16 protein-coding genes and 2 rRNA genes are annotated in these 20,322 nt (G+C 65.4%); 10 read left to right on the top strand and 8 right to left on the bottom strand.

What is annotated here, in order from left to right:
* Positions 1 to 14 precede the first annotated feature (14 nt).
* From FE256_RS01645 to msrB, 6 genes are all read right to left on the bottom strand, one after another.
* Positions 15 to 389 (bottom strand): hypothetical protein, encoded by a 375-nt coding sequence (locus tag FE256_RS01645; RefSeq protein WP_212743456.1) that lies wholly within the window; start codon positions 387 to 389, stop codon positions 15 to 17.
* A 31-nt stretch (positions 390 to 420) separates the two neighbouring features.
* Complete coding sequence (locus FE256_RS01640) at positions 421 to 1,656, bottom strand: FAD-dependent oxidoreductase (RefSeq protein ID WP_138172487.1); 1,236 nt, start codon at positions 1,654 to 1,656, stop codon at positions 421 to 423.
* A gap of 51 nt (positions 1,657 to 1,707) precedes the next feature.
* Positions 1,708 to 2,148, bottom strand: a complete 441-nt coding sequence (locus FE256_RS01635; protein ID WP_138172486.1) for an AAA family ATPase — start codon at positions 2,146 to 2,148, stop codon at positions 1,708 to 1,710.
* 3 nt (positions 2,149 to 2,151) lie between these two features.
* A complete protein-coding gene (locus tag FE256_RS01630; protein WP_138172485.1) occupies positions 2,152 to 2,514 on the bottom strand; it encodes a GntR family transcriptional regulator in 363 nt (120 codons plus the stop codon).
* 86 nt (positions 2,515 to 2,600) lie between these two features.
* Positions 2,601 to 3,155 carry a peptide-methionine (S)-S-oxide reductase MsrA gene (gene msrA / locus FE256_RS01625; protein ID WP_138172484.1) on the bottom strand — a complete coding sequence of 185 codons (555 nt, stop codon included), beginning with the start codon at positions 3,153 to 3,155 and terminating at the stop codon, positions 2,601 to 2,603.
* Between the two features lie 47 nt (positions 3,156 to 3,202).
* Positions 3,203 to 3,661, bottom strand: coding sequence for a peptide-methionine (R)-S-oxide reductase MsrB (gene msrB / locus FE256_RS01620; protein ID WP_138172483.1), 459 nt, complete (start codon positions 3,659 to 3,661; stop codon positions 3,203 to 3,205).
* Between the two features lie 209 nt (positions 3,662 to 3,870).
* Here msrB and FE256_RS01615 point away from each other — a divergent pair, with 209 nt between their 5' ends.
* Positions 3,871 to 4,698: an SDR family NAD(P)-dependent oxidoreductase gene (locus FE256_RS01615; RefSeq protein ID WP_138172482.1), complete on the top strand. Its 828-nt coding sequence runs from the start codon at positions 3,871 to 3,873 to the stop codon at positions 4,696 to 4,698.
* 79 nt (positions 4,699 to 4,777) lie between these two features.
* On the opposite strand, the gene FE256_RS01610 is transcribed toward FE256_RS01615, so the two are convergent.
* Positions 4,778 to 5,089 (bottom strand): hypothetical protein, encoded by a 312-nt coding sequence (locus tag FE256_RS01610; RefSeq protein WP_138172481.1) that lies wholly within the window; start codon positions 5,087 to 5,089, stop codon positions 4,778 to 4,780.
* Between the two features lie 142 nt (positions 5,090 to 5,231).
* Here FE256_RS01610 and FE256_RS01605 point away from each other — a divergent pair, with 142 nt between their 5' ends.
* The 5 genes from FE256_RS01605 (at position 5,232) to FE256_RS01585 (ending at position 11,405) form a co-directional block, all read left to right on the top strand.
* Positions 5,232 to 5,945 (top strand): NUDIX hydrolase, encoded by a 714-nt coding sequence (locus tag FE256_RS01605; RefSeq protein WP_138172480.1) that lies wholly within the window; start codon positions 5,232 to 5,234, stop codon positions 5,943 to 5,945.
* 63 nt (positions 5,946 to 6,008) lie between these two features.
* Positions 6,009 to 7,688: a glucose-6-phosphate isomerase gene (gene pgi, locus FE256_RS01600; protein WP_138172479.1), complete on the top strand. Its 1,680-nt coding sequence runs from the start codon at positions 6,009 to 6,011 to the stop codon at positions 7,686 to 7,688.
* A 395-nt stretch (positions 7,689 to 8,083) separates the two neighbouring features.
* Entirely contained in the window at positions 8,084 to 8,980 is an 897-nt protein-coding gene (locus tag FE256_RS01595) for an aggregation-promoting factor C-terminal-like domain-containing protein (protein ID WP_252370865.1), read from the top strand.
* A 96-nt stretch (positions 8,981 to 9,076) separates the two neighbouring features.
* Complete coding sequence (locus tag FE256_RS01590) at positions 9,077 to 9,655, top strand: PadR family transcriptional regulator (RefSeq protein ID WP_138172477.1); 579 nt, start codon at positions 9,077 to 9,079, stop codon at positions 9,653 to 9,655.
* A gap of 52 nt (positions 9,656 to 9,707) precedes the next feature.
* On the top strand, positions 9,708 to 11,405 hold the full coding sequence (locus FE256_RS01585) for an ABC1 kinase family protein (protein ID WP_138172476.1): 1,698 nt from the start codon (positions 9,708 to 9,710) through the stop codon (positions 11,403 to 11,405).
* A gap of 57 nt (positions 11,406 to 11,462) precedes the next feature.
* Here the strand turns inward: FE256_RS01585 and FE256_RS01580 are convergent, their stop codons facing one another.
* Positions 11,463 to 12,437: an aggregation-promoting factor C-terminal-like domain-containing protein gene (locus FE256_RS01580; RefSeq protein WP_171024138.1), complete on the bottom strand. Its 975-nt coding sequence runs from the start codon at positions 12,435 to 12,437 to the stop codon at positions 11,463 to 11,465.
* A 437-nt stretch (positions 12,438 to 12,874) separates the two neighbouring features.
* On the opposite strand from FE256_RS01580, the gene rpsA reads away from it, so the two are divergent.
* From rpsA to FE256_RS01565, 4 genes are all read left to right on the top strand, one after another.
* Complete coding sequence (rpsA, locus tag FE256_RS01575) at positions 12,875 to 14,329, top strand: 30S ribosomal protein S1 (RefSeq protein WP_138172475.1); 1,455 nt, start codon at positions 12,875 to 12,877, stop codon at positions 14,327 to 14,329.
* 106 nt (positions 14,330 to 14,435) lie between these two features.
* Positions 14,436 to 14,609, top strand: coding sequence for a hypothetical protein (locus FE256_RS17985; RefSeq protein WP_171024137.1), 174 nt, complete (start codon positions 14,436 to 14,438; stop codon positions 14,607 to 14,609).
* Between the two features lie 579 nt (positions 14,610 to 15,188).
* Positions 15,189 to 16,710: ribosomal RNA gene (locus FE256_RS01570) — 16S ribosomal RNA — on the top strand.
* Between the two features lie 418 nt (positions 16,711 to 17,128).
* Positions 17,129 to 20,240, top strand: a 23S ribosomal RNA gene (locus tag FE256_RS01565).
* The 16S and 23S rRNA genes sit together here, the layout of an rRNA operon.
* The last annotated feature ends 82 nt before the right edge of the window (positions 20,241 to 20,322 follow it).

The raw sequence follows: 20,322 nt of genomic DNA, 5'->3' as shown, positions 1-20,322 counted from the left end.
GCGGGGTCTCGCGCTCAGGCACGGCCCCACTCCGGCTGCGGATATTCGCTCACGGGCGGGGCCACGGTGAGCACGGCGATCAGACCAGCGAGCACGACGACGGCACCGAGCGCCAGCGCGATCCCCACGACGACGCGGCGGCCCCGGCCAGGCCTCGAGCCGCGAAGTCCGACGAGCGCTGCGCCGATGAGCCCGACGATCCAGATCCCGAGTCCCGCGGCACCCATGGCGATGCCGATGGCGCGCTCGGAATCGTCCGAGTCCGAGTACGGGATGACGGTGATCCCGGGGCCGGCCACGGTCAGACCGGACGCGCCGAGCATGAGGACGCCGAACAGCCCCGCGAGAGTCGCCGCGATGGTGAGGGCGAGGGCCCCGGTGATCCGCATGCTCCCATTTTGACGTGTGGGACCCGCCGGTTCACCGCGACAGGTCGTGCAGCACGGCCTCCGCCGCCCGCTGCCCCGACACGAGCGCACCTTGGATCGAGGCGGTATCGCGGTGATCACCCGCGACGTAGCGGCCGTCGCCGAGTCGCACCGGGCGGCGCAGATGCGGCGACGGCTCCTGAGCGGGAAGGGCTCGTGAGACGTCGTCGCGGCGCAGCAGGCGCCACGGACGGGTGTCGACACCCCACAGCTCGGCGAGCTGCCGGCGCACGTCCGCCTCCGTCGCGGCCGTGGGCATGACGACCGTTGCCTCGACCAGGTGCTGGCCCCGTGGGGCGTACGTCGGGGCGGTGTTCGAGACGATCGCGGTGTGCACGATCGGTCCGCGACACAGACCGTCCACGCGCAAAGCTCGATCGTCGTTGTGGCGCTCGTCGGTGGCGAACCACCACGTCTGGAGACCGCGCGGTCGGGGGAGAGGAACGTCCAGACCGGGGGTCAGGCCGGTGGCCAGCACCACGGCGCGGGCGTCGACGGCATCCATGTTCTCGACATCCAGACGCCACCCTCGCCCGTGCGGCCGGGTGGCGGTCACCCGATGGGACAGGCGGATGCCGGCGCCCGCGCGCCGCGCGGTGTCCGCCAGTTGCGCGGGCAGGGCGCCGATCCCCGCGGCCGGAACCCCGGGCGCGCCGAGGGCGAAGCTGCGGATGAGAAGGCGCACGAAGGTGTCGGACGACTCCTGCCGGTCGTCGGCGAGGACGCCCGCGAGAAACGGTTCGAGCACGCTCTCGCGCAGGGGACCGCGGAGGCCCGCCCGATCCCACGCCTCGGCGAGACGACGATCGGGCCCGCGCTTCACCGCGCGCGGATTCGTCAGGACGGGAAGCGCCCACCGTGCGAGGGGCGGGAGGTCGGCGGGGCGTACCAGTCCGCTGCCGAGCGACGCCGGGATCGTCGCCGGGTGCCGCAAGGGATGGGCGATGCGGGCCACGCCATCGTCGAGCCGCACCCCGAGAGCGACGGGGAACCGCCGCAGCGCCAGCGCGCCCACGTCGACCCACCGCCGGATCGCCGGATACGCCGGGTTGAGCACGTGGAAGCCACAGTCGAGGCGGAAACCGTCGACGACATCCGTGCGCTCCCGACCGCCGACCGTGTCCGCCGCCTCGAGGACGATGACATCCCGCCCCGCTTCGGCGAGGCGCGTCGCGCACCGCAGCCCCGCGAGCCCAGCCCCGATCACCACGACGTCGTATCCGCTCACGGTGTCGAGCGTAGGCAGGGTGTGTTCCCAGCCGGTGGGGGTTGCGGCTCGTCAGGTCAGGGCATCGACCGTGTCTGCGAGCTCGCTGACCGGTCGACGGCCGTCGAGTTCCAGCGTCGCCATCCGACGGAGCGCCGGCTCCACGTCCCGCACGTATCGGCGGATCTCGTCCTGCTGCGCGGACGTCCGACCGTACGGGTTGTCCGTCCGGGCGCGAACGCGGTCGATCAGGACATCGATGGGAGCGCTCAGGAGCACGACCTGATCGAATCGCTCACGGAACCGGCCCTGATTCTCCGCGGTTCCGCACACGATCACGTCCGGATGCCCCGCGAGCAGAACTGTCATCCGTTCCTCGTCCCACGGCCCGCCGTTCCCGTCGGTCCACCCGTCGAGGTCGGTCTCGACCGTCTGGTGTCCGCGGCGCGTGAGTTCTGCGAGCAGAGTCGACTTGCCCGCGCCCGACATCCCCGTGAGCAGGATGCGGACCACGCTCTAGCTCCCGTTCCGCAGCGCCGCGCGCGCGAGGTCGAGCGCATCGGAGGCCTCGACCCCGAGGTCGCGCATCGCGCGGGCGAACGCGGCGGCGGCCGCGGCTGCGCGTTCCCGCGTGGCATCCGTTCCCGCCGAGACGAACGTGCCCGCGCGACCGCGGGTCTCGACGAACCGCGCCTCTTCGAGTTCCTTGTAGACGCGCGCGACGGTGTTCGCCGCGAGGCCCAGGTCGGTCGCGAGCGCGCGGACCGGGGGAAGCCGTGTGCCGGTCGGCAGCGCGCCGCTCTCGATCATCGCGATGATCTGGACCCGCACTTGCGCGAACGGGGGAGTCGTCGACGCGGTGTCCACTCGGATGTCCATGGTGCCGCCACCGTATCAACCGCCGCCCGCGCCGCAGGCAACGGAAAGGGCCCGGATGCCATGGCATCCGGGCGCTCGTCCGAGACTTACGCGGTCGCGTCCTCGCGCTTGGGCAGCACCCAGCCGGGCCGCACGAAGTGGCACGTGTAGCCGTTCGGGATGCGGATCAGGTAGTCCTGGTGCTCGGGCTCGGCCTCCCAGAAGGGGGCCTCGGCCTCGATCGTCGTGACGACCTTCGCGGGCCAGATGCCCGACGCGTCGACATCGGCGATCGTGTCGCGGGCGACCTGCTCCTGCTCGGGCGAGAGCGGGAAGATCGCCGAGCGGTAGCTCGTGCCGATGTCGTTGCCCTGACGGTTCAGGGTCGACGGGTCGTGGATCTGGAAGAAGAACGCCAGGATGTCGCGGTAGCTCGTCTTCGTGGGGTCGAAGACGATCTCGACCGCCTCGGCGTGGCCGGGGTGGTTGCGGTACGTCGCGTGGTCGTTCGTACCGCCGGTGTAGCCGACGCGCGTGTCGAGCACGCCGGGCTGGCGGCGGATGAGGTCCTCGACGCCCCAGAAGCAGCCGCCCGCGAGGACGGCGGTCTCGGTGCCGGGTCGGCGGGTGATCTCGCCGGTGTCGGTGGGTCCGCTGGTCATGGTGTGGCTCCTTTTACGATCGCGGTGGGAGAAGAGGGAGAAGAGGTTCACGACGCACGACTCTCGCGGAAGAGGGCCAGATAGGCGCCGTAGCCCTGAGCCTCGAGCTCGCTCACGGGCACGAACCGGAGCGCGGCCGAGTTCATGCAGTATCTCAGCCCGCCGGCCTGGCGCGGGCCGTCGTCGAAGACATGGCCCAGGTGGCTGTCGGCGCCGCTCGAACGCACCTCGGTGCGCTTCATCCAGAGCATCCGGTCGGTCTTCTCCACGACGGCGTCGTCGTCGATGGGCTTGGTGAAGCTCGGCCAGCCCGTCCCGCTGTCGAACTTGTCGGTCGAGGCGAACAGCGGCTGCCCCGACACGACGTCGACGTAGATCCCTGCCTCGTGGTGGTCCCAGTACTCGTTGCGGAACGGCGGCTCCGTCGCGTCGTCCTGCGTGACGGCGAACTGGCGGTCGGTGAGGTGCCCGAGGGCGGCCGACGTCTTCCGGTACTCCGTGGTCACGGTGTGCATCCTTTCGCGTGCGATGCCCGGTACGGGCATCAGTGGGGAGAACGTCGGACCTGGTCGATTTGGTCCCGTGGGACTGGGAACGGGCTGTGAGTTCTCATGCGCGGGGGATACCGGGGGCAAGCCCGCACGTTTGTCCGGGGGAGCGGGCTAACGTGGCCAGCCGTCGTCGCTTGCGACACCCCATTCCGCCAGGAGGACTCATGCCCCGCACGATCGTGATCACCGGAGCCAGCGATGGGATCGGTGCGGCCGCCGCCCGCCAACTCCACGACATCGGAGAGGATGTCGTCGTCGTCGGCCGAAACCCCGACAAGACGCGCCGCGTCGCGGACGCGCTCGGGGTTCGCTCGTTCGTGGCCGATTTCTCCGATCTCGCCCAGGTTCGGGAGCTCGCGGCATCCCTCGCGGCGGAATTCCCGCGCATCGATGTGCTCGCCAACAACGCCGGCGGGATCTTCGCGGAGCGCGCGCTCACGACCGACGGTTTCGAGGTCACGTTCCAGGTGAACCACCTCGCGCCATTCCTCCTCACGAACCTGCTACGCGAAACACTCATCGCTTCGCGGGCGTCGGTCATCCAGACCTCGAGTGCGGCGGCGCGTCTGTTCTCGCGCTTCGACATCGACGACCTCCAGGGGGAGCGTCGATACTCCGCCTCGGCTGCATACGGCAACGCCAAGCTCGCCAACGTGCTGTTCACGAAGGAACTGAACCGCCGCTTCGGCGACGCCGGGCTCTCGTCCGTCGCCTACCACCCCGGCGTCATCGCCTCGAGCTTCGGGTCGACCTCCAGTGGGTCGTGGAAGTTCCTCTACGGCGGAGCTCTGGCCGAGCGCTTCCTGCCCTCCACCGACGTCGGAGGTGCGCGTTTGACGTGGCTCGCTCTCGGCGAGCCCGGCGTCGACTGGCAGCCCGGCGGCTTCTACGCCAACAACAAGCCCGCGAAGACCCACCGACGGGCCGACCACCCCGGGCTGGCGCGCCTGCTGTGGGACCGCAGCGCCGAATTGGCCGGTCTCGTCTCGTAGCGACCTGTCCGTTCGCCGGGCGAAGATCCGGGATGCCGTCGTGTCGGCGTCGGCAGGTCGAGATCCGCCGCGGTCGAGGTCACCGGGCGCTCGCGCGCGGGGGCTCGACCGTCCATCCCAGCCGCTCCAGGGCGCTGTGCAGCCGACGCGCCTGCGCCCAGGCGATCTCGCGCGATGCGTCGGAGTAGACGTCGATCGCGAAGGGTGGGGGATCGGCGAACTTGGGGATCTCGACCTCCGCCCAGGCGTGGGGCGCGAGCCAGACGAGCGGACGGGGCGTTCCGGCATTGTCGACCGCTCCGTTCGCCGCGAAGGCGATCACGTCGAGGGCGTCGATCTTGGTGATGGGCATGTCGACGACGAGCGTCACGGCGTGGAGTCTTTCGGCCATCGGGCACCTCCCGCGTTCATCCTCACATGTCGCGCGACGCCGTGGGCGGCGAGCGGCGACGCCGGCGAGAGCCGCCTTCCGCGCCCGTTTCCCCCACGTGCGTCCCGCTCTCGCGCGCGACCGGTCCGACTACCCTCGATCCATGCCCTCGCCCCGCACCGAACTGCGCGCGCTCGTCGACGGCGCGACCGACGAGATGTTCGCCGACCTCCGTGCCCTGCCGGTCGCGGACGGTGCCCGGGACGCCGCCGTCCTGATCCTGTTCGGCACTCTCGATGCGGTCCCCAGTTCCCGCTCCGCCCGCGCGGTGCCGCGCGATCTGGATGTCCTGCTGCTCGCCCGCGCCGCCACTCTGCGAGCGCATCCGGGGCAAGTGGCCTTCCCCGGGGGTCGCGTCGATGCGGGGGACTCCGGCCCGGTCGCCGCCGCGCTCCGCGAAGCGAAGGAGGAGACGGGACTCGATCCGGCGGGAGTGGATGTCATCGGCACACTGCCGCGCGTGCCGCTGGCGTACTCGCGACACCTGGTGTCCCCGGTCGTCGGGTGGTGGGATCGGCCGTCTCCGGTGCGCGCGGTCGATGCCGCCGAATCCGCCGCCGTGTTCCGCGCCCCCGTCGCCGACCTTCTCGACCCGGCGCGTCGCGGAGTGACCAGCATCCACCGCGACGGACGGACCTGGCGCGGCCCGGCCTTCCTCGTGCCGCACGCGAAGGGGACCCATGTCGTGTGGGGGTTCACGGCGATGTTGCTCGACGGGATGTTCGACCGGCTCGGGTGGACGGAGCCGTGGGACGGCACGCGCGAGATCGCGCTCCCGACCGTGGGCACGGTTCCTCCCGAGGGGTCGATCGCTTAGCGGTTTCCCCTTCGTTCGTCATCCACCCCTCGTCCGTCCGCTCGGGTCGCTACCGTGGGGGACGTGACTGCGCCCGTTGACCCCACCACCACTTCCGCCTGGACCCGCCTCACGGCACTGCGCGAGAGCTTCGACCCCGATCTGCGCGCGTGGTTCGCCGCCGATCCCGATCGCGTCGACAGCCTCACGCGCACGGTCGGCGATCTCCACGTCGACCTATCGAAGAACCTCATCACCACCGACGTCCTCGAGGCCCTCGTCGCCCTCGCCGACGAGACCGGAGTGCGCGAGCGCTTCGCCGACATGCTGCGCGGCGTCCACCTCAACACGAGCGAAGACCGTGCGGTCTTGCACACGGCCCTGCGTCGCCCCGCGGACGCCGCACCCGCACTCCACGTCGACGGACAGGATGTCGATCACGACGTCCAGGCCGTTCTCGACGCGATGTCGACCTTCGCCGACCGGGTCCGCTCGGGCGAGTGGCAGGGCGTGACCGGCAAGAAGGTCACGCACGTGGTCAACATCGGCATCGGCGGATCCGACCTCGGTCCCGTGATGGTCTACGAGGCACTCAAGCCGCTCGCCGACGCCGGTATCCAGGCGCGTTTCGTCAGCAACATCGACCCGACGGACATCGCCGAGAAGACTGCCGACCTCGACCCCGAGACCACGCTGTTCATCGTCGCATCCAAGACCTTCACCACGCTCGAGACCCTGACCAACGCCCGGCTCGCCCGAGACTGGCTGTGGGCCGGTCTCGCCGCCGCCGGCGCGATCGACGCCACCGACGACGCGCGCGTCGACGCCGTCGCGCACCACTTCGTCGCGGTGTCGACCGCTCTGGACAAGGTCGAGGCCTTCGGCATCGACCCCGCCAACGCCTTCGGCTTCTGGGACTGGGTCGGCGGGCGATACTCGGTCGACTCCGCGATCGGTCTTTCGCTGATGATCGCGTTCGGCCCCGCCGCGTTCCGCGAAGTGCTCTCGGGTTTCCACGCTGTCGACGTCCACGTGGCGACGACGCCGGTCGAGCGCAACGTTCCGGTCCTGATGGGGCTGCTCAACGTCTGGTACACCAACTTCCTCGGTGCGCAGTCGCACGCGGTCCTGCCCTATGCGCAGCAGTTGAGCCGGTTCGCCGCGTACCTCCAGCAGCTGACCATGGAGTCCAACGGCAAGTCCGTGCGGTGGGACGGCTCGCCCGTCACGACCGACACCGGCGAGATCTTCTGGGGCGAGCCGGGAACGAACGGGCAGCACGCGTTCTACCAGCTCATCCACCAGGGCACTCGCCTGATCCCCGCCGACTTCATCGCGTTCGTCAATCCCGCCTACCCGCTGGCCGACGACGGACGCGATGTGCACGGGCTCTTCCTCGCGAACTTCCTCGCGCAGACGAAGGCTCTTGCGTTCGGGAAGACCGCCGAAGAAGTCGAGGCCGAGGGCACCACGGGCGCCCTCGTCGCGGCACGGACCTTCCCCGGCAACCGTCCGACGACGTCGATCTTCGCCCCGGCATTGACGCCCGCGGTCCTCGGTCAGCTCATCGCGCTGTACGAGCACATCACCTTCACGCAGGGCACGATCTGGGGCATCAACTCCTTCGACCAGTGGGGTGTCGAGCTCGGCAAGCAGCTGGCTCTGCAGATCGCTCCCGCGATCGAGGGTGACGACGACGCCCTCGCGTCCCAGGACGCCTCGACGGCCGCGCTGCTGAACTACTACCGCGCGCACCGTTCCTGACGCGAACCGCTCCGACCGCACGCCGAACGGGCCGATCCGCGCGATTTTCCTCGCCGGATCGGCCCGTTCGTTTGTTCGGGGAGTCGCTTCGGCGGGTACCCCCGCCCAGCCGGCTGCGCGGTGGCGAGGAGTTCGCGGGAACGCCCGGTGAGAGGGCCTTTCCAAGGGGATGCCAGGCACCCCCGTCGAGGCCCTGTCCGGTGCCGCGGCGTGCTGCCCGATCCCGCTGTCCCGGCGGCAGGCCTCTCACCAGCCTTTCAGGTAACGAAGAGATAACGCTCAGACGTGCCGCTCACACTCGGGGACTTGTGTCGACCCGACGGCACATTTTCGCGCTCGCGTCCGACGAGTCGCGCCCCTGACGAAAGATCTCACCTGTTTTGTTGCGTTCCGATGTGAAGCTCACCCATGTCCACCGCGCTCGTCGCACCCTCGTCACCGCCGCCACGTGTGCCGGTGTCGCCCTGGGTCTGGTGGCGACCACGGGACTGGCCGCGGCCTCGCCGCTGTCTCTTCCCGACGCCTCGGCATCCGGGTTCTCGGCGCCGGCGTTCCGCGCGAGCGCGGCCATCGGCTCTGCTCCGACCCTCCAGGGAGTGGTCGGCGATGCGGACGCGGCCTTGACCCGCGCTCAGGCGACACTCGAGGATGCCGCGACCGTCGAGACCGACATCGCCGCCGCCGGTCTGCCGCTGTCGGTGGGCGATGTCTCGGTCGACACGTCGGGGTTGGAGAGCGCCGCTGACCGGCTGTCCTCCGCGGATCTGTTCCCGGTCGTGCTCGTTCCGGCCCTCAGCCAGAATGCCGCGAGCGAGAGCCAGCGTGTGGCGGAGCGGGTGGCACAGCTGCGCGGCAGCCTGAACGATGCCGTCGCGGCGAAGGCCGCCGCGGATGCCGCCGCCGAGGCGCAGCGCCAGGCCGAGGCCGCGGCCGCCGCGGAGGCTCAGCGTCAGCAGGAGGCGGCTGAAGCGCTCGCCCGCGTGAACACCCCCGAGGGGGCCAAGGAGTTCGCCGCGAAGACCGCGGCCGAGCAGTACGGCTGGGGCAGTGACCAGTTCTCGTGCCTGGCGTCCCTGTGGACCAAGGAGTCCGGCTGGAACTACCAGGCCTACAACCCCAGCGGTGCGACCGGTATCCCGCAGTCGCTGCCGGGAAGCAAGATGGCGACGTTCGGCGACGACTGGCAGAGCAACGCCGCGACGCAGATCAAATGGGGTCTGGACTACATCTCCCGCGGGTACGGAACGCCGTGCAGCGCGTGGGGGCATTCCCAGGCGACCAACTGGTACTGAGTCGCGCGGGTCGGCGGATTCCCAGCCCCGACCTCCTTCAGCGATATATCGTTGTATATCGCTGGACCCATCCGGGGTCCGCATCAGGAGGTCGTCATGAGTGGTTCATTCCTCGGAGACGCGTTCGGCGCACGCGGCGGTTCCGCCGGTCAGGGCTGGCCGATGTCCAACATCCTCGACGCGATGGAGCAGTTGCGCGCGCAGTTCGAGCAGAAGACGTCGAGCGGCTCCCGCATGAACAAGGGCGACGTGCGTTCGGCCGTCCTCTCGCTCCTGCTCGAGCAGCCGATGCACGGGTACCAGATCATCCGTGAGATCGAAGAGCGCAGCGGCGGCAGCTGGAAGCCGAGCCCCGGCTCGGTGTACCCCACGCTGCAGCTCCTCACCGACGAGGGCCTGGTCCGGGCCGAGGAGTCGGGTGGACGCAAGACGTACTCGCTCACCGAAGAGGGTCGTGCCGCCGCCGGTGACGAGACCACCGAGCGCACCGCTCCCTGGGAGTCGGCCGGATCACGCGACAGCGGGCGCATGACCGCGCTGCCCAAGGCCGGTGTCGAGCTCGCGCAGGCCGCCGCACAGGTGGCGCGTACGGGTGACAAGGAGCAGGTCGCTGCCGCCGTCGAGATCCTCGACGAGGCGCGCCGTAAGCTCTACTCCATCCTCGCCCAGAGCTGAGGGTGCCAGAGCCCGACGGCCGTCGTCGGGTCATCGGCATCCGGGAGATGCGATGACCGACGACGCCCTCATGCGCGCCCGCTACCGGCGCATCACCCGGTTCGCCGCGCGGTATCTCGTGCAGGCCTGGTGGTATGAGCTGTTCCTGCCGCGGTTCGGTCTGGAGCGCATCTCCGCTCGCGGCCGCACCCGGCGGATGCAGGTCATCGCGCGCCGATTCCACGCTCTCGCGATCGATCTCGGCGGTCTGATGATCAAGGTGGGACAGTTCATGTCCTCCCGGCTCGATGTCCTCCCTCCGGTGATCACGAAAGAGCTGGAGGGTCTGCAGGACGAGGTCCCGTCGGTTCCTTTCGCGCAGATGCGCGTCCGCGCCGAAGAAGAACTCGGGATGCCACTCGAGCGCGCCTTCGCGATGGTCGACGAGCGTCCGCTCGCCGCCGCCTCTCTCGGGCAGGCGCACCGTGCGATCCTCACCGACGACCTCGCAGAACAGACCGGGTTGCGCGAGGTCGTCGTCAAGATCCAGCGCCCCGGCATCGACCGCATCGTCGACGTCGACCTGCGTGCTCTGCGCAAGGTCGGCGGATGGTTGAGCCGCGTCGCCCTCGTGCGCGACCGTGTCGACATGCCGGCGCTGGTCGAGGAGTTCGCGGCCACGAGCCTGGAAGAGATCGACTACCTCCACGAAGCGTCCAATTCCGAGCGTTTCGCCGACGATTTCGGTGGTGAAGGGGGAGTGGCCGTCCCCGAGGTGGTGTGGGAGCGCACGACGCGTCGCCTACTCACCCTCCAGGACGTCACGGCGATCAAGATCAACGACGTCGACGCTCTTCGTGCCGCCGGAATCGACCCGTCCGAGGTCGCTGCCCGCTTCGCGGCGGTCATGTTCGACCAGCTCTTCGACGACGGCTTCTTCCACGCCGACCCGCACCCGGGCAACGTCTTCGTCACCCCCCTTCCCACAACGACGGATGCCGACTCCCCGGCGTGGAAGTTCACGTTCATCGACTTCGGGATGATGGGCGAAGTGCCGCCGAACCTCCGTCGGGGCCTGCGCCGGGTGCTGATCGCCGCGGCCTCCCGGAACGGCAAGGGCCTCGTCGACGGCATCCGCGACATCGGGGTGCTGCTCCCCTCGGCCGACACGGTCCAGCTCGAACGCGCGATGACCCAGTTGTTCTCGCGCTTCGGCGGCATGGGCTTCGCCGAGCTCCAGGAGGTCGATCCGCGCGAGTTCCGCGCGTTCGCCGTCGAGTTCGGCGACGTCGTGCGTGCCCTTCCGTTCCAGCTGCCCGAGAACTTCCTGCTCATCGTGCGCGCGATGTCGCTCACGAGCGGGATGTGCAGCGCGTTGGACCCGGCCTTCAACATCTGGGATGCCGTCGAGCCCTATGCCCAGCGGCTGATCCGTGAAGAGAGCGGCAACACCGTTCAGGCGTTCGCCCGTGAAGCCGTCTCGGTCGCGGCGGTCACCGCGCGCCTGCCGCGGCGCCTGGACTCGCTCATCTCGCGCGTGGAGGAGGGCGGCGTCTCCGCGCAGGTGCCCCGCGTCGAACGGCGTCTGCGCGACCTCGAGCGCATGATCCGCCGAGTTGTGTCGTCGGTGTTGTTCACCGGCCTCCTCCTCGGCGGCATCCTGCTCCAGGGCGAGCAGGCGTTCTTCGGCACGCTGCTGATGGTCGTGTCGATCGCCCCGCTGTCGCACGCGCTGCTGGCGGGTGTGATCGCCCGCCGCAACGGAGCCTGAAACGACGACGCGCCGTACCGGATTTCTCCGGCACGGCGCGTCGTGGTCGAACGGGGGTCAGTACCACCCGGTCGACTGCGAGTGACCCCACGCGCCGCACGGGCTGCCGTAGCGACCCGAGATGTACCCGAGGCCCCACGAGATCTGCGTCGCCGCGTTGTCCTGCCAGTCGGCGCCGGCCGAGCCCATCTTGCTGCCCGGGAGCGCCTGCGGGATGCCGTAGGCGCCGCTGCCGGAGTTGTACGCGTGCACGTTCCAGCCGGACTCGCGGTTCCACAGCGACACGAGGCACGAGAACTGGTCGTCGCCCCAGCCGTAGCCGGCCAGCATGCCGCGGGCGGTCGCCTGCGCGCCGCCGGGGCTGTTGTCGCCCGAGCCGCCACCGCCGGACGGCGCCACCGGACGCGCAGGGGTTCCGCCGGACGACGGAGTCGAACGCGCGGAGGCGGCCTCTTCCGCAGCCTTGGCCTTGGCGGCGGCTTCGGCCTCCTGGCGCGCCTTCTCGGCGGCTTCTTCGGCCTGCTTCTTCGCCACGGCGGCGTCGAGGCTGCCGCGCAGCTCGGCGACCCGCTGGTCTACGGTCGAGGCTGCGGTGGTGACTTGGTCCGTCAGCTCCGGCAGCAGCGTGGCGGGGAGCGACTGCGCCTCGGTGAGTCGCTGCGCGGCGCCGTCCAGCGCAGCGGTGTCCACGGTGGCGGGCTGGCCGATGTCGAGCCCGGATGCCGCGATGTCGTTCTGCACCGAGGTCGCTGCCTGTGCGCTCGTCGAGGCAGCGGTGACCGCGGCGCGGGCGGCGATGGCTTCCGGAGCGGCGGAGGTGGTCGGGGTGCTGTACGCCGCGAGACGGAACGAGGCCGACGTCAGGTCGGCGGGGGAGGCGGCGGATGCCAGCGGTGCGGTGCCCGTGAGGGCTGCTGTCGCGAGGACCCCGACGGCGAGGAATCCCGCCGTCAGAGCGGGCCGGCGGCGTGCGCGGCGGGAAGCCTGGCGACGGTCGCGGCGGTTGGATGGGGGCGTCGAATCAGAGCGCATATAACCGGTTTCGTGTGGGGAGGACGGCGCGGGTTTCGCACGTCCGACCCGCGATGAGCGGGCACGAGTCCGGGAGCCTGGCACGGCAGTCTGGACGCAACCTGGGCGGACGGGTGGTCGAGGGAAGCAGAAACGTGCTGATCCGAGGCGTTTCCGAAGGCCGGTCGGAGAGTGTCGGGGCGCGCTGCTCCCGCGTGCGGGGGTGCCGGTGGCCTGCCCCGCGGGAAGCGGTCGGATTCTGGTAGCCTTGATCGTCACCCGTGTGGCTCGTCTCGCATGTCCGAGAACCGGGTCGGGTGGCATCGCACGAAACAATCCGCTTCGCTTCGGCGTGGCATCCGCTCGTCTCGACGATCGGAGCCCGAGGGGCCGCGTCCGGGAGGACGGGTCCACGTGAGTCGAAGCCCGACACCAACCCCACTAGGACAACCCACTACATGACTACCGCAACGACCGCCCCGGCCATCAAGCAGGTCGCGATCAACGACATCGGCTCTGCTGAAGACTTCCTGGCCGCGGTCGAGAAGACTCTGAAGTTCTTCAACGACGGCGACCTCATCGAAGGCACCGTGGTGAAGATCGACCGCGACGAGGTCCTCCTCGACGTCGGTTACAAGACCGAGGGTGTCATCCCCTCGCGCGAGCTTTCGATCAAGCACGACGTCGACCCCAACGAGGTCGTCAACGTCGGCGATCACGTCGAGGCCCTCGTTCTCCAGAAGGAGGACAAGGAAGGCCGCCTCATCCTGTCCAAGAAGCGCGCGCAGTACGAGCGTGCGTGGGGCGACGTCGAGAAGATCAAGGAGAACGACGGTGTCGTCACCGGCTCCGTGATCGAGGTCGTCAAGGGTGGCCTCATCGTCGACATCGGCCTCCGCGGCTTCCTGCCGGCTTCGCTCATCGAGCTGCGCCGCGTCCGTGACCTCACGCCGTACCTCGGCCAGGAGATCGAGGCCAAGATCCTCGAGCTCGACAAGAACCGCAACAACGTCGTGCTCTCGCGCCGCGCCCTGCTCGAGCAGACGCAGTCCGAGTCGCGCACCACGTTCCTCAACAACCTCCACAAGGGCCAGGTCCGCAAGGGCACGGTCTCGTCGATCGTCAACTTCGGTGCGTTCGTCGACCTGGGCGGCGTCGACGGTCTCGTCCACGTCTCCGAGCTCTCGTGGAAGCACATCGAGCACGCCTCCGAGGTCGTCGAGGTGGGCCAGGAGGTCACCGTCGAGATCCTCGAGGTCGACCTCGACCGCGAGCGCGTCTCGTTGTCGCTCAAGGCGACGCAGGAAGACCCGTGGCAGGTCTTCGCCCGGACCCACGCGATCGGTCAGATCGCTCCGGGCAAGGTCACCAAGCTCGTTCCCTTCGGTGCGTTCGTCCGCGTGGCCGACGGCATCGAGGGCCTCGTGCACATCTCGGAGCTGTCGGGCAAGCACGTCGAGCTCGCCGAGCAGGTCGTGTCGGTCGGCGAAGAGGTCTTCGTCAAGATCATCGACATCGACCTCGAGCGTCGCCGCATCTCGCTGTCGCTCAAGCAGGCCAACGAGTCGGTCGACCCCAACGGCACCGAGTTCGACCCGGCCCTGTACGGCATGGTCACCGAGTACGACGAGCGTGGCGAGTACAAGTACCCCGAGGGCTTCGACCCCGAGTCGGGTGCGTGGCTCGAGGGCTTCGACGCTCAGCGCGAGCAGTGGGAGCAGGAGTACGCCGCTGCCCAGGGTCGCTGGGAGGCTCACAAGGCTGCCGTCGCCAAGGCCCTCGAGGCCGAGGCTGCCAACCCGATCGACTCGGGTTCGTTCGGTGGCAACTTCTCGTCGGAGTCGCCCGCCCAGGGCACCCTCGCCGACGACGAGTCCCTCGCCGCTCTGCGGGAGAAGCTCAGCGGTCGCTGATCGTCTCACCTTCACCGAAGGCCGGTACCTCCACGGAGGTATCGGCCTTCGGTCGTTCCTGCGCAAGCCCTGCTGGGTCGCAATGGTGCCGTCCGACAATGGATCTATGGCTGAACGACTTCCGCTCCTGATCGCCCTGGCCGGCGCCGCCGTGCTCTTCCTCTCGATCGCTTTCGTGTTCGCGCTCGTGCTCGGCGCGATGTTCTTCGGTGGCGTCGAGTTCACCGGTGGACACCTGGATGCCGAAGCCTCCGGCATCGGCTCCGTATTGACGTCGTGACCACACATCACCCCTCGGGCCCGGCGACGTTCGCGTCGACCGGGCCCGACGTCGTACTTCCGCGTGTTTCCGGGGTTGTGGGGGTGCGACACGCCCGGGGTGTGGGGTGGATTGGACGGATGGGTGGGATCCGCGTAACTTATTACTTGTTCGCCCCACAGGGGAGAGCGGAGCGGCCGAAAGGCCCCGCGTCCTCTCAAGCGGTGAATAACTTCCAAGATCTGCACCGGATGGTGTAGAGTTTTGGTTCTGGTCTTCGACTGATTTCTTACGAGGTTGATCCGTAACGGGTCCCACTGTAAGAGTCACTGAGTTGAAGATCGTATAAGGTAGTGAAGTTGCCTCATGGTTACGGTCTTTTGGGCTGGTTCTGTGGGTGCGTCCGTTCCTTGAGAACTCAACAGCGTGCACTTGTCAAATGCCAATTTATTCCTCGTCGGTCTTCGGACTGCGAGAAATTCCTTTGGATCAAAGTCCAACCCTTTGGGGTTGGCATCTGGATAGTCAGTTTTGACTTCCTGTTTGGTCAGATTGAACTCGTCTGTCCCGACCTTATTCCGGTTGGGTGGGCATTTTTCTTTTACGGAGAGTTTGATCCTGGCTCAGGATGAACGCTGGCGGCGTGCTTAACACATGCAAGTCGAACGGTGAAGCCAAGCTTGCTTGGTGGATCAGTGGCGAACGGGTGAGTAACACGTGAGCAACCTGCCCTGGACTCTGGGATAAGCGCTGGAAACGGCGTCTAATACTGGATATGAGCTCCTATCGCATGGTGGGGGTTGGAAAGATTTTTCGGTCTGGGATGGGCTCGCGGCCTATCAGCTTGTTGGTGAGGTAATGGCTCACCAAGGCGTCGACGGGTAGCCGGCCTGAGAGGGTGACCGGCCACACTGGGACTGAGACACGGCCCAGACTCCTACGGGAGGCAGCAGTGGGGAATATTGCACAATGGGCGGAAGCCTGATGCAGCAACGCCGCGTGAGGGATGACGGCCTTCGGGTTGTAAACCTCTTTTAGCAGGGAAGAAGCGAGAGTGACGGTACCTGCAGAAAAAGCGCCGGCTAACTACGTGCCAGCAGCCGCGGTAATACGTAGGGCGCAAGCGTTATCCGGAATTATTGGGCGTAAAGAGCTCGTAGGCGGTTTGTCGCGTCTGCTGTGAAATCCCGAGGCTCAACCTCGGGCCTGCAGTGGGTACGGGCAGACTAGAGTGCGGTAGGGGAGATTGGAATTCCTGGTGTAGCGGTGGAATGCGCAGATATCAGGAGGAACACCGATGGCGAAGGCAGATCTCTGGGCCGTAACTGACGCTGAGGAGCGAAAGGGTGGGGAGCAAACAGGCTTAGATACCCTGGTAGTCCACCCCGTAAACGTTGGGAACTAGTTGTGGGGACCATTCCACGGTTTCCGTGACGCAGCTAACGCATTAAGTTCCCCGCCTGGGGAGTACGGCCGCAAGGCTAAAACTCAAAGGAATTGACGGGGACCCGCACAAGCGGCGGAGCATGCGGATTAATTCGATGCAACGCGAAGAACCTTACCAAGGCTTGACATATACGAGAACGGGCCAGAAATGGTCAACTCTTTGGACACTCGTAAACAGGTGGTGCATGGTTGTCGTCAGCTCGTGTCGTGAGATGTTGGGTTAAGTCCCGCAACGAGCGCAACCCTCGTTCTATGTTGCCAGCACGTAATGGTGGGAACTCATGGGATACTGCCGGGGTCAACTCGGAGGAAGGTGGGGATGACGTCAAATCATCATGCCCCTTATGTCTTGGGCTTCACGCATGCTACAATGGCCGGTACAAAGGGCTGCAATACCGTGAGGTGGAGCGAATCCCAAAAAGCCGGTCCCAGTTCGGATTGAGGTCTGCAACTCGACCTCATGAAGTCGGAGTCGCTAGTAATCGCAGATCAGCAACGCTGCGGTGAATACGTTCCCGGGTCTTGTACACACCGCCCGTCAAGTCATGAAAGTCGGTAACACCTGAAGCCGGTGGCCCAACCCTTGTGGAGGGAGCCGTCGAAGGTGGGATCGGTAATTAGGACTAAGTCGTAACAAGGTAGCCGTACCGGAAGGTGCGGCTGGATCACCTCCTTTCTAAGGAGCATCTGGCGTTCATGGTTTCGGCTGTGAGTGTCCAGGCGCCGGATCAGACCGAATGTGTCTGCCGGTAGCTCATGGGTGGAACATTTGACTTGGTGTCGGGGACGATGTTCTCGGGTTTAGTACGTGGTTTTCCACTGGAACGGTCTGGTTCGGAGTTTTTGATACATGCACGCTGTTGGGTCCTGAGGGGCCGGGCGCTGATCGTGTCAGTCTTGTGGCTGGTGTGGTTGGTGGCTGTTCCTCTAGGGCCTTTCCTGGTGTCGCCGGTTGGTGATGGTGGGGAGGTACCGCCCGTACTTTGAGAACTACACAGTGGACGCGAGCATCTTCGACATGATCCTTCGGGGTTGTGTCGTGAAGATGATCTTAAAGATCATTAGTCAATTTTTTGACGATTCAACTCATGTGATTTCAAGTCTTTAAGAGCAAACGGTGGATGCCTTGGCATCTGGAGCCGAAGAAGGACGTAGCAATCTGCGATAAGCCTCGGGGAACTGATAAGCGAGTTTTGATCCGAGGGTGTCCGAATGGGGAAACCCCGCCAGGGCGCGTGCGTACCTGGTGACTCCCGCCTGAATATATAGGGCGGGTAGAGGGAACGTGGGGAAGTGAAACATCTCAGTACCCACAGGAAGAGAAAGCAAAAGCGATTCCGTGAGTAGTGGCGAGCGAAACCGGAAGAGGCTAAACCTAGCGTGTGTGATAGCCGGCAGGTGTTGCATGTTGGGGGTTGTGGGACTTTTCTGATTGTTCTGCCGAGCAGTCGACGTGACAAGAGGGTATAGACGAACGGTTTTGAATGGCCGGTCATAGAGGGTGCGAACCCCGTAGTCGAAATGCCTGTTCTTGGCGTGAAGAGTATCCCAAGTAGCACGGGGCCCGAGAAATCCCGTGTGAATCTGTCAGGACCACCTGATAAGCCTAAATACTCCCAGATGACCGATAGCGGACAAGTACCGTGAGGGAAAGGTGAAAAGTACCCCGGGAGGGGAGTGAAATAGTACCTGAAACCGTTTGCTTACAAACCGTTGGAGCCTCCTTAGTAGGGGTGACAGCGTGCCTTTTGAAGAATGAGCCTGCGAGTTAGCGATACGTGGCGAGGTTAACCCGTGTGGGGTAGCCGTAGCGAAAGCGAGTCTGAATAGGGCGATTCAGTCGCGTGTCCTAGACCCGAAGCGAAGTGATCTATCCATGGCCAGGTTGAAGCGACGGTAAGACGTCGTGGAGGACCGAACCCACTTAGGTTGAAAACTGAGGGGATGAGCTGTGGATAGGGGTGAAAGGCCAATCAAACTTCGTGATAGCTGGTTCTCTCCGAAATGCATTTAGGTGCAGCGTTGCGTGTTTCTTGCCGGAGGTAGAGCTACTGGATGGCCGATGGGCCCTACAAGGTTACTGACGTCAGCCAAACTCCGAATGCCGGTAAGTGAGAGCGCAGCAGTGAGACTGTGGGGGATAAGCTTCATAGTCGAGAGGGAAACAACCCAGACCACCATCTAAGGTCCCTAAGCGCGTGCTAAGTGGGAAAGGATGTGGAGTTGCTTAGACAACCAGGAGGTTGGCTTAGAAGCAGCCACCCTTGAAAGAGTGCGTAATAGCTCACTGGTCAAGTGATTCCGCGCCGACAATGTAACGGGGCTCAAGCACGCCACCGAAGTTGTGGCATTGACATTTTTGGTAGGCCTTCGTAGTCCAGCCGTGTTGATGGGTAGGAGAGCGTCGTGTCGCGAGTGAAGCGGCGGGGTGACCCAGCCGTGGACGCGACACGAGTGAGAATGCAGGCATGAGTAGCGAAAGACGTGTGAGAAACACGTCCTCCGAAAGACCAAGGGTTCCAGGGTCAAGCTAATCTTCCCTGGGTAAGTCGGGACCTAAGGCGAGGCCGACAGGCGTAGTCGATGGACAACGGGTTGATATTCCCGTACCGGCGAAGAACCGCCCAAGCTAATCCAGTGGTGCTAAGAGTCCTAGCATGGAATGTTTCGGATCCCTTCGGGGTGATGTGCGTCTGTGTGAACGCTCGACCCCATGCTGGTGCGGCTAGCGTATTAACAGGTGTGACGCAGGAAGGTAGCCCAAGCCAGGCGATGGTAGTCCTGGTGCAAGTGCGTAGGCCGAGTGATAGGCAAATCCGTCACTCATTGAGGCTGAGACACGATGCGGATAAAAAGTGGGTGATCCTATGCTGCCGAGAAAAGCATCGACGCGAGGTTCTAGCCGCCCGTACCCCAAACCGACTCAGGTGGTCAGGTAGAGAATACCAAGGAGATCGAGAGAATCGTGGTTAAGGAACTCGGCAAAATGCCCCCGTAACTTCGGGAGAAGGGGGGCCATCCACTTATTAGGACTTGCTCCGAAAGGGTGTGGTGGCCGCAGAGACTAGTGGGTAGCGACTGTTTACTAAAAACACAGGTCCGTGCCAAGTCGCAAGACGATGTATACGGACTGACGCCTGCCCGGTGCTGGAAGGTTAAGAGGACCGGTTAGCCGTAAGGCGAAGCTGAGAATTTAAGCCCCAGTAAACGGCGGTGGTAACTATAACCATCCTAAGGTAGCGAAATTCCTTGTCGGGTAAGTTCCGACCTGCACGAATGGCGTAACGACTTCCCAACTGTCTCAACCGCGAACTCGGCGAAATTGCATTACGAGTAAAGATGCTCGTTACGCGCAGCAGGACGGAAAGACCCCGTGACCTTTACTACAGCTTGGTATTGGTGTTCGGTGTGGCTTGTGTAGGATAGGTGGGAGACTGTGAAGCGGACACGCCAGTGTTCGTGGAGTCATTGTTGAAATACCACTCTGGTCACTCTGGATATCTAACTTAGGACCGTGATCCGGTTCAGGGACAGTGCCTGGTGGGTAGTTTAACTGGGGCGGTTGCCTCCCAAAATGTAACGGAGGCGCCCAAAGGTTCCCTCAACCTGGTTGGCAATCAGATGGCGAGTGTAAGTGCACAAGGGAGCTTGACTGTGAGACTGACAGGTCGAGCAGGGACGAAAGTCGGGACTAGTGATCCGGCAGTGGCTTGTGGAAGCGCTGTCGCTCAACGGATAAAAGGTACCTCGGGGATAACAGGCTGATCTTGCCCAAGAGTCCATATCGACGGCATGGTTTGGCACCTCGATGTCGGCTCGTCGCATCCTGGGGCTGGAGTAGGTCCCAAGGGTTGGGCTGTTCGCCCATTAAAGCGGTACGCGAGCTGGGTTTAGAACGTCGTGAGACAGTTCGGTCCCTATCCGCTGCGCGCGTAGGAAGTTTGAGAGGATCTGACCCTAGTACGAGAGGACCGGGTTGGACGAACCTCTGGTGTGTCAGTTGTTCCGCCAGGAGCACCGCTGATTAGCTACGTTCGGGATGGATAACCGCTGAAAGCATCTAAGCGGGAAGCCGGCCTCAAGATGAGACTTCCATACCATTTATGGTGAGAGGCTCCCAGCCAGACTACTGGGTTGATAGGCCGGATGTGGAAGCGTAGTAATACGTGAAGCTGACCGGTACTAATAAGCCGATGACTTGATAACACACCGTTTTTGGTGCTTGCGTCCACTGAGTGGTTCTCGATGTACGGTCGGGAACGCAACAATGATGATCGTTGTTGGTTTT

Source organism: Microbacterium sp. 5K110 (genome assembly GCF_005774735.1).
Taxonomy (GTDB): Bacteria; Actinomycetota; Actinomycetes; order Actinomycetales; family Microbacteriaceae; genus Microbacterium.
The sequence above is the reverse complement of the archived record's forward strand: the minus strand, read 5'-3'. Positions and strand labels throughout refer to the sequence as shown.

Coding starts and splice junctions, on each gene's coding strand:
- FE256_RS01645 (WP_212743456.1), bottom strand. CDS start 389: ATGCGGATCACCGGGGCCCTCGCCCTCACCATCGCGGCGACTCTCGCG.
- FE256_RS01630 (WP_138172485.1), bottom strand. CDS start 2,514: ATGGACATCCGAGTGGACACCGCGTCGACGACTCCCCCGTTCGCGCAA.
- msrA (WP_138172484.1), bottom strand. CDS start 3,155: ATGACCAGCGGACCCACCGACACCGGCGAGATCACCCGCCGACCCGGC.
- FE256_RS01615 (WP_138172482.1), top strand. CDS start 3,871: ATGCCCCGCACGATCGTGATCACCGGAGCCAGCGATGGGATCGGTGCG.
- FE256_RS01610 (WP_138172481.1), bottom strand. CDS start 5,089: ATGGCCGAAAGACTCCACGCCGTGACGCTCGTCGTCGACATGCCCATC.
- FE256_RS01605 (WP_138172480.1), top strand. CDS start 5,232: ATGCCCTCGCCCCGCACCGAACTGCGCGCGCTCGTCGACGGCGCGACC.
- FE256_RS01590 (WP_138172477.1), top strand. CDS start 9,077: ATGAGTGGTTCATTCCTCGGAGACGCGTTCGGCGCACGCGGCGGTTCC.
- FE256_RS01585 (WP_138172476.1), top strand. CDS start 9,708: ATGACCGACGACGCCCTCATGCGCGCCCGCTACCGGCGCATCACCCGG.
- FE256_RS01580 (WP_171024138.1), bottom strand. CDS start 12,437: ATGCGCTCTGATTCGACGCCCCCATCCAACCGCCGCGACCGTCGCCAG.
- rpsA (WP_138172475.1), top strand. CDS start 12,875: ATGACTACCGCAACGACCGCCCCGGCCATCAAGCAGGTCGCGATCAAC.
- FE256_RS17985 (WP_171024137.1), top strand. CDS start 14,436: ATGGCTGAACGACTTCCGCTCCTGATCGCCCTGGCCGGCGCCGCCGTG.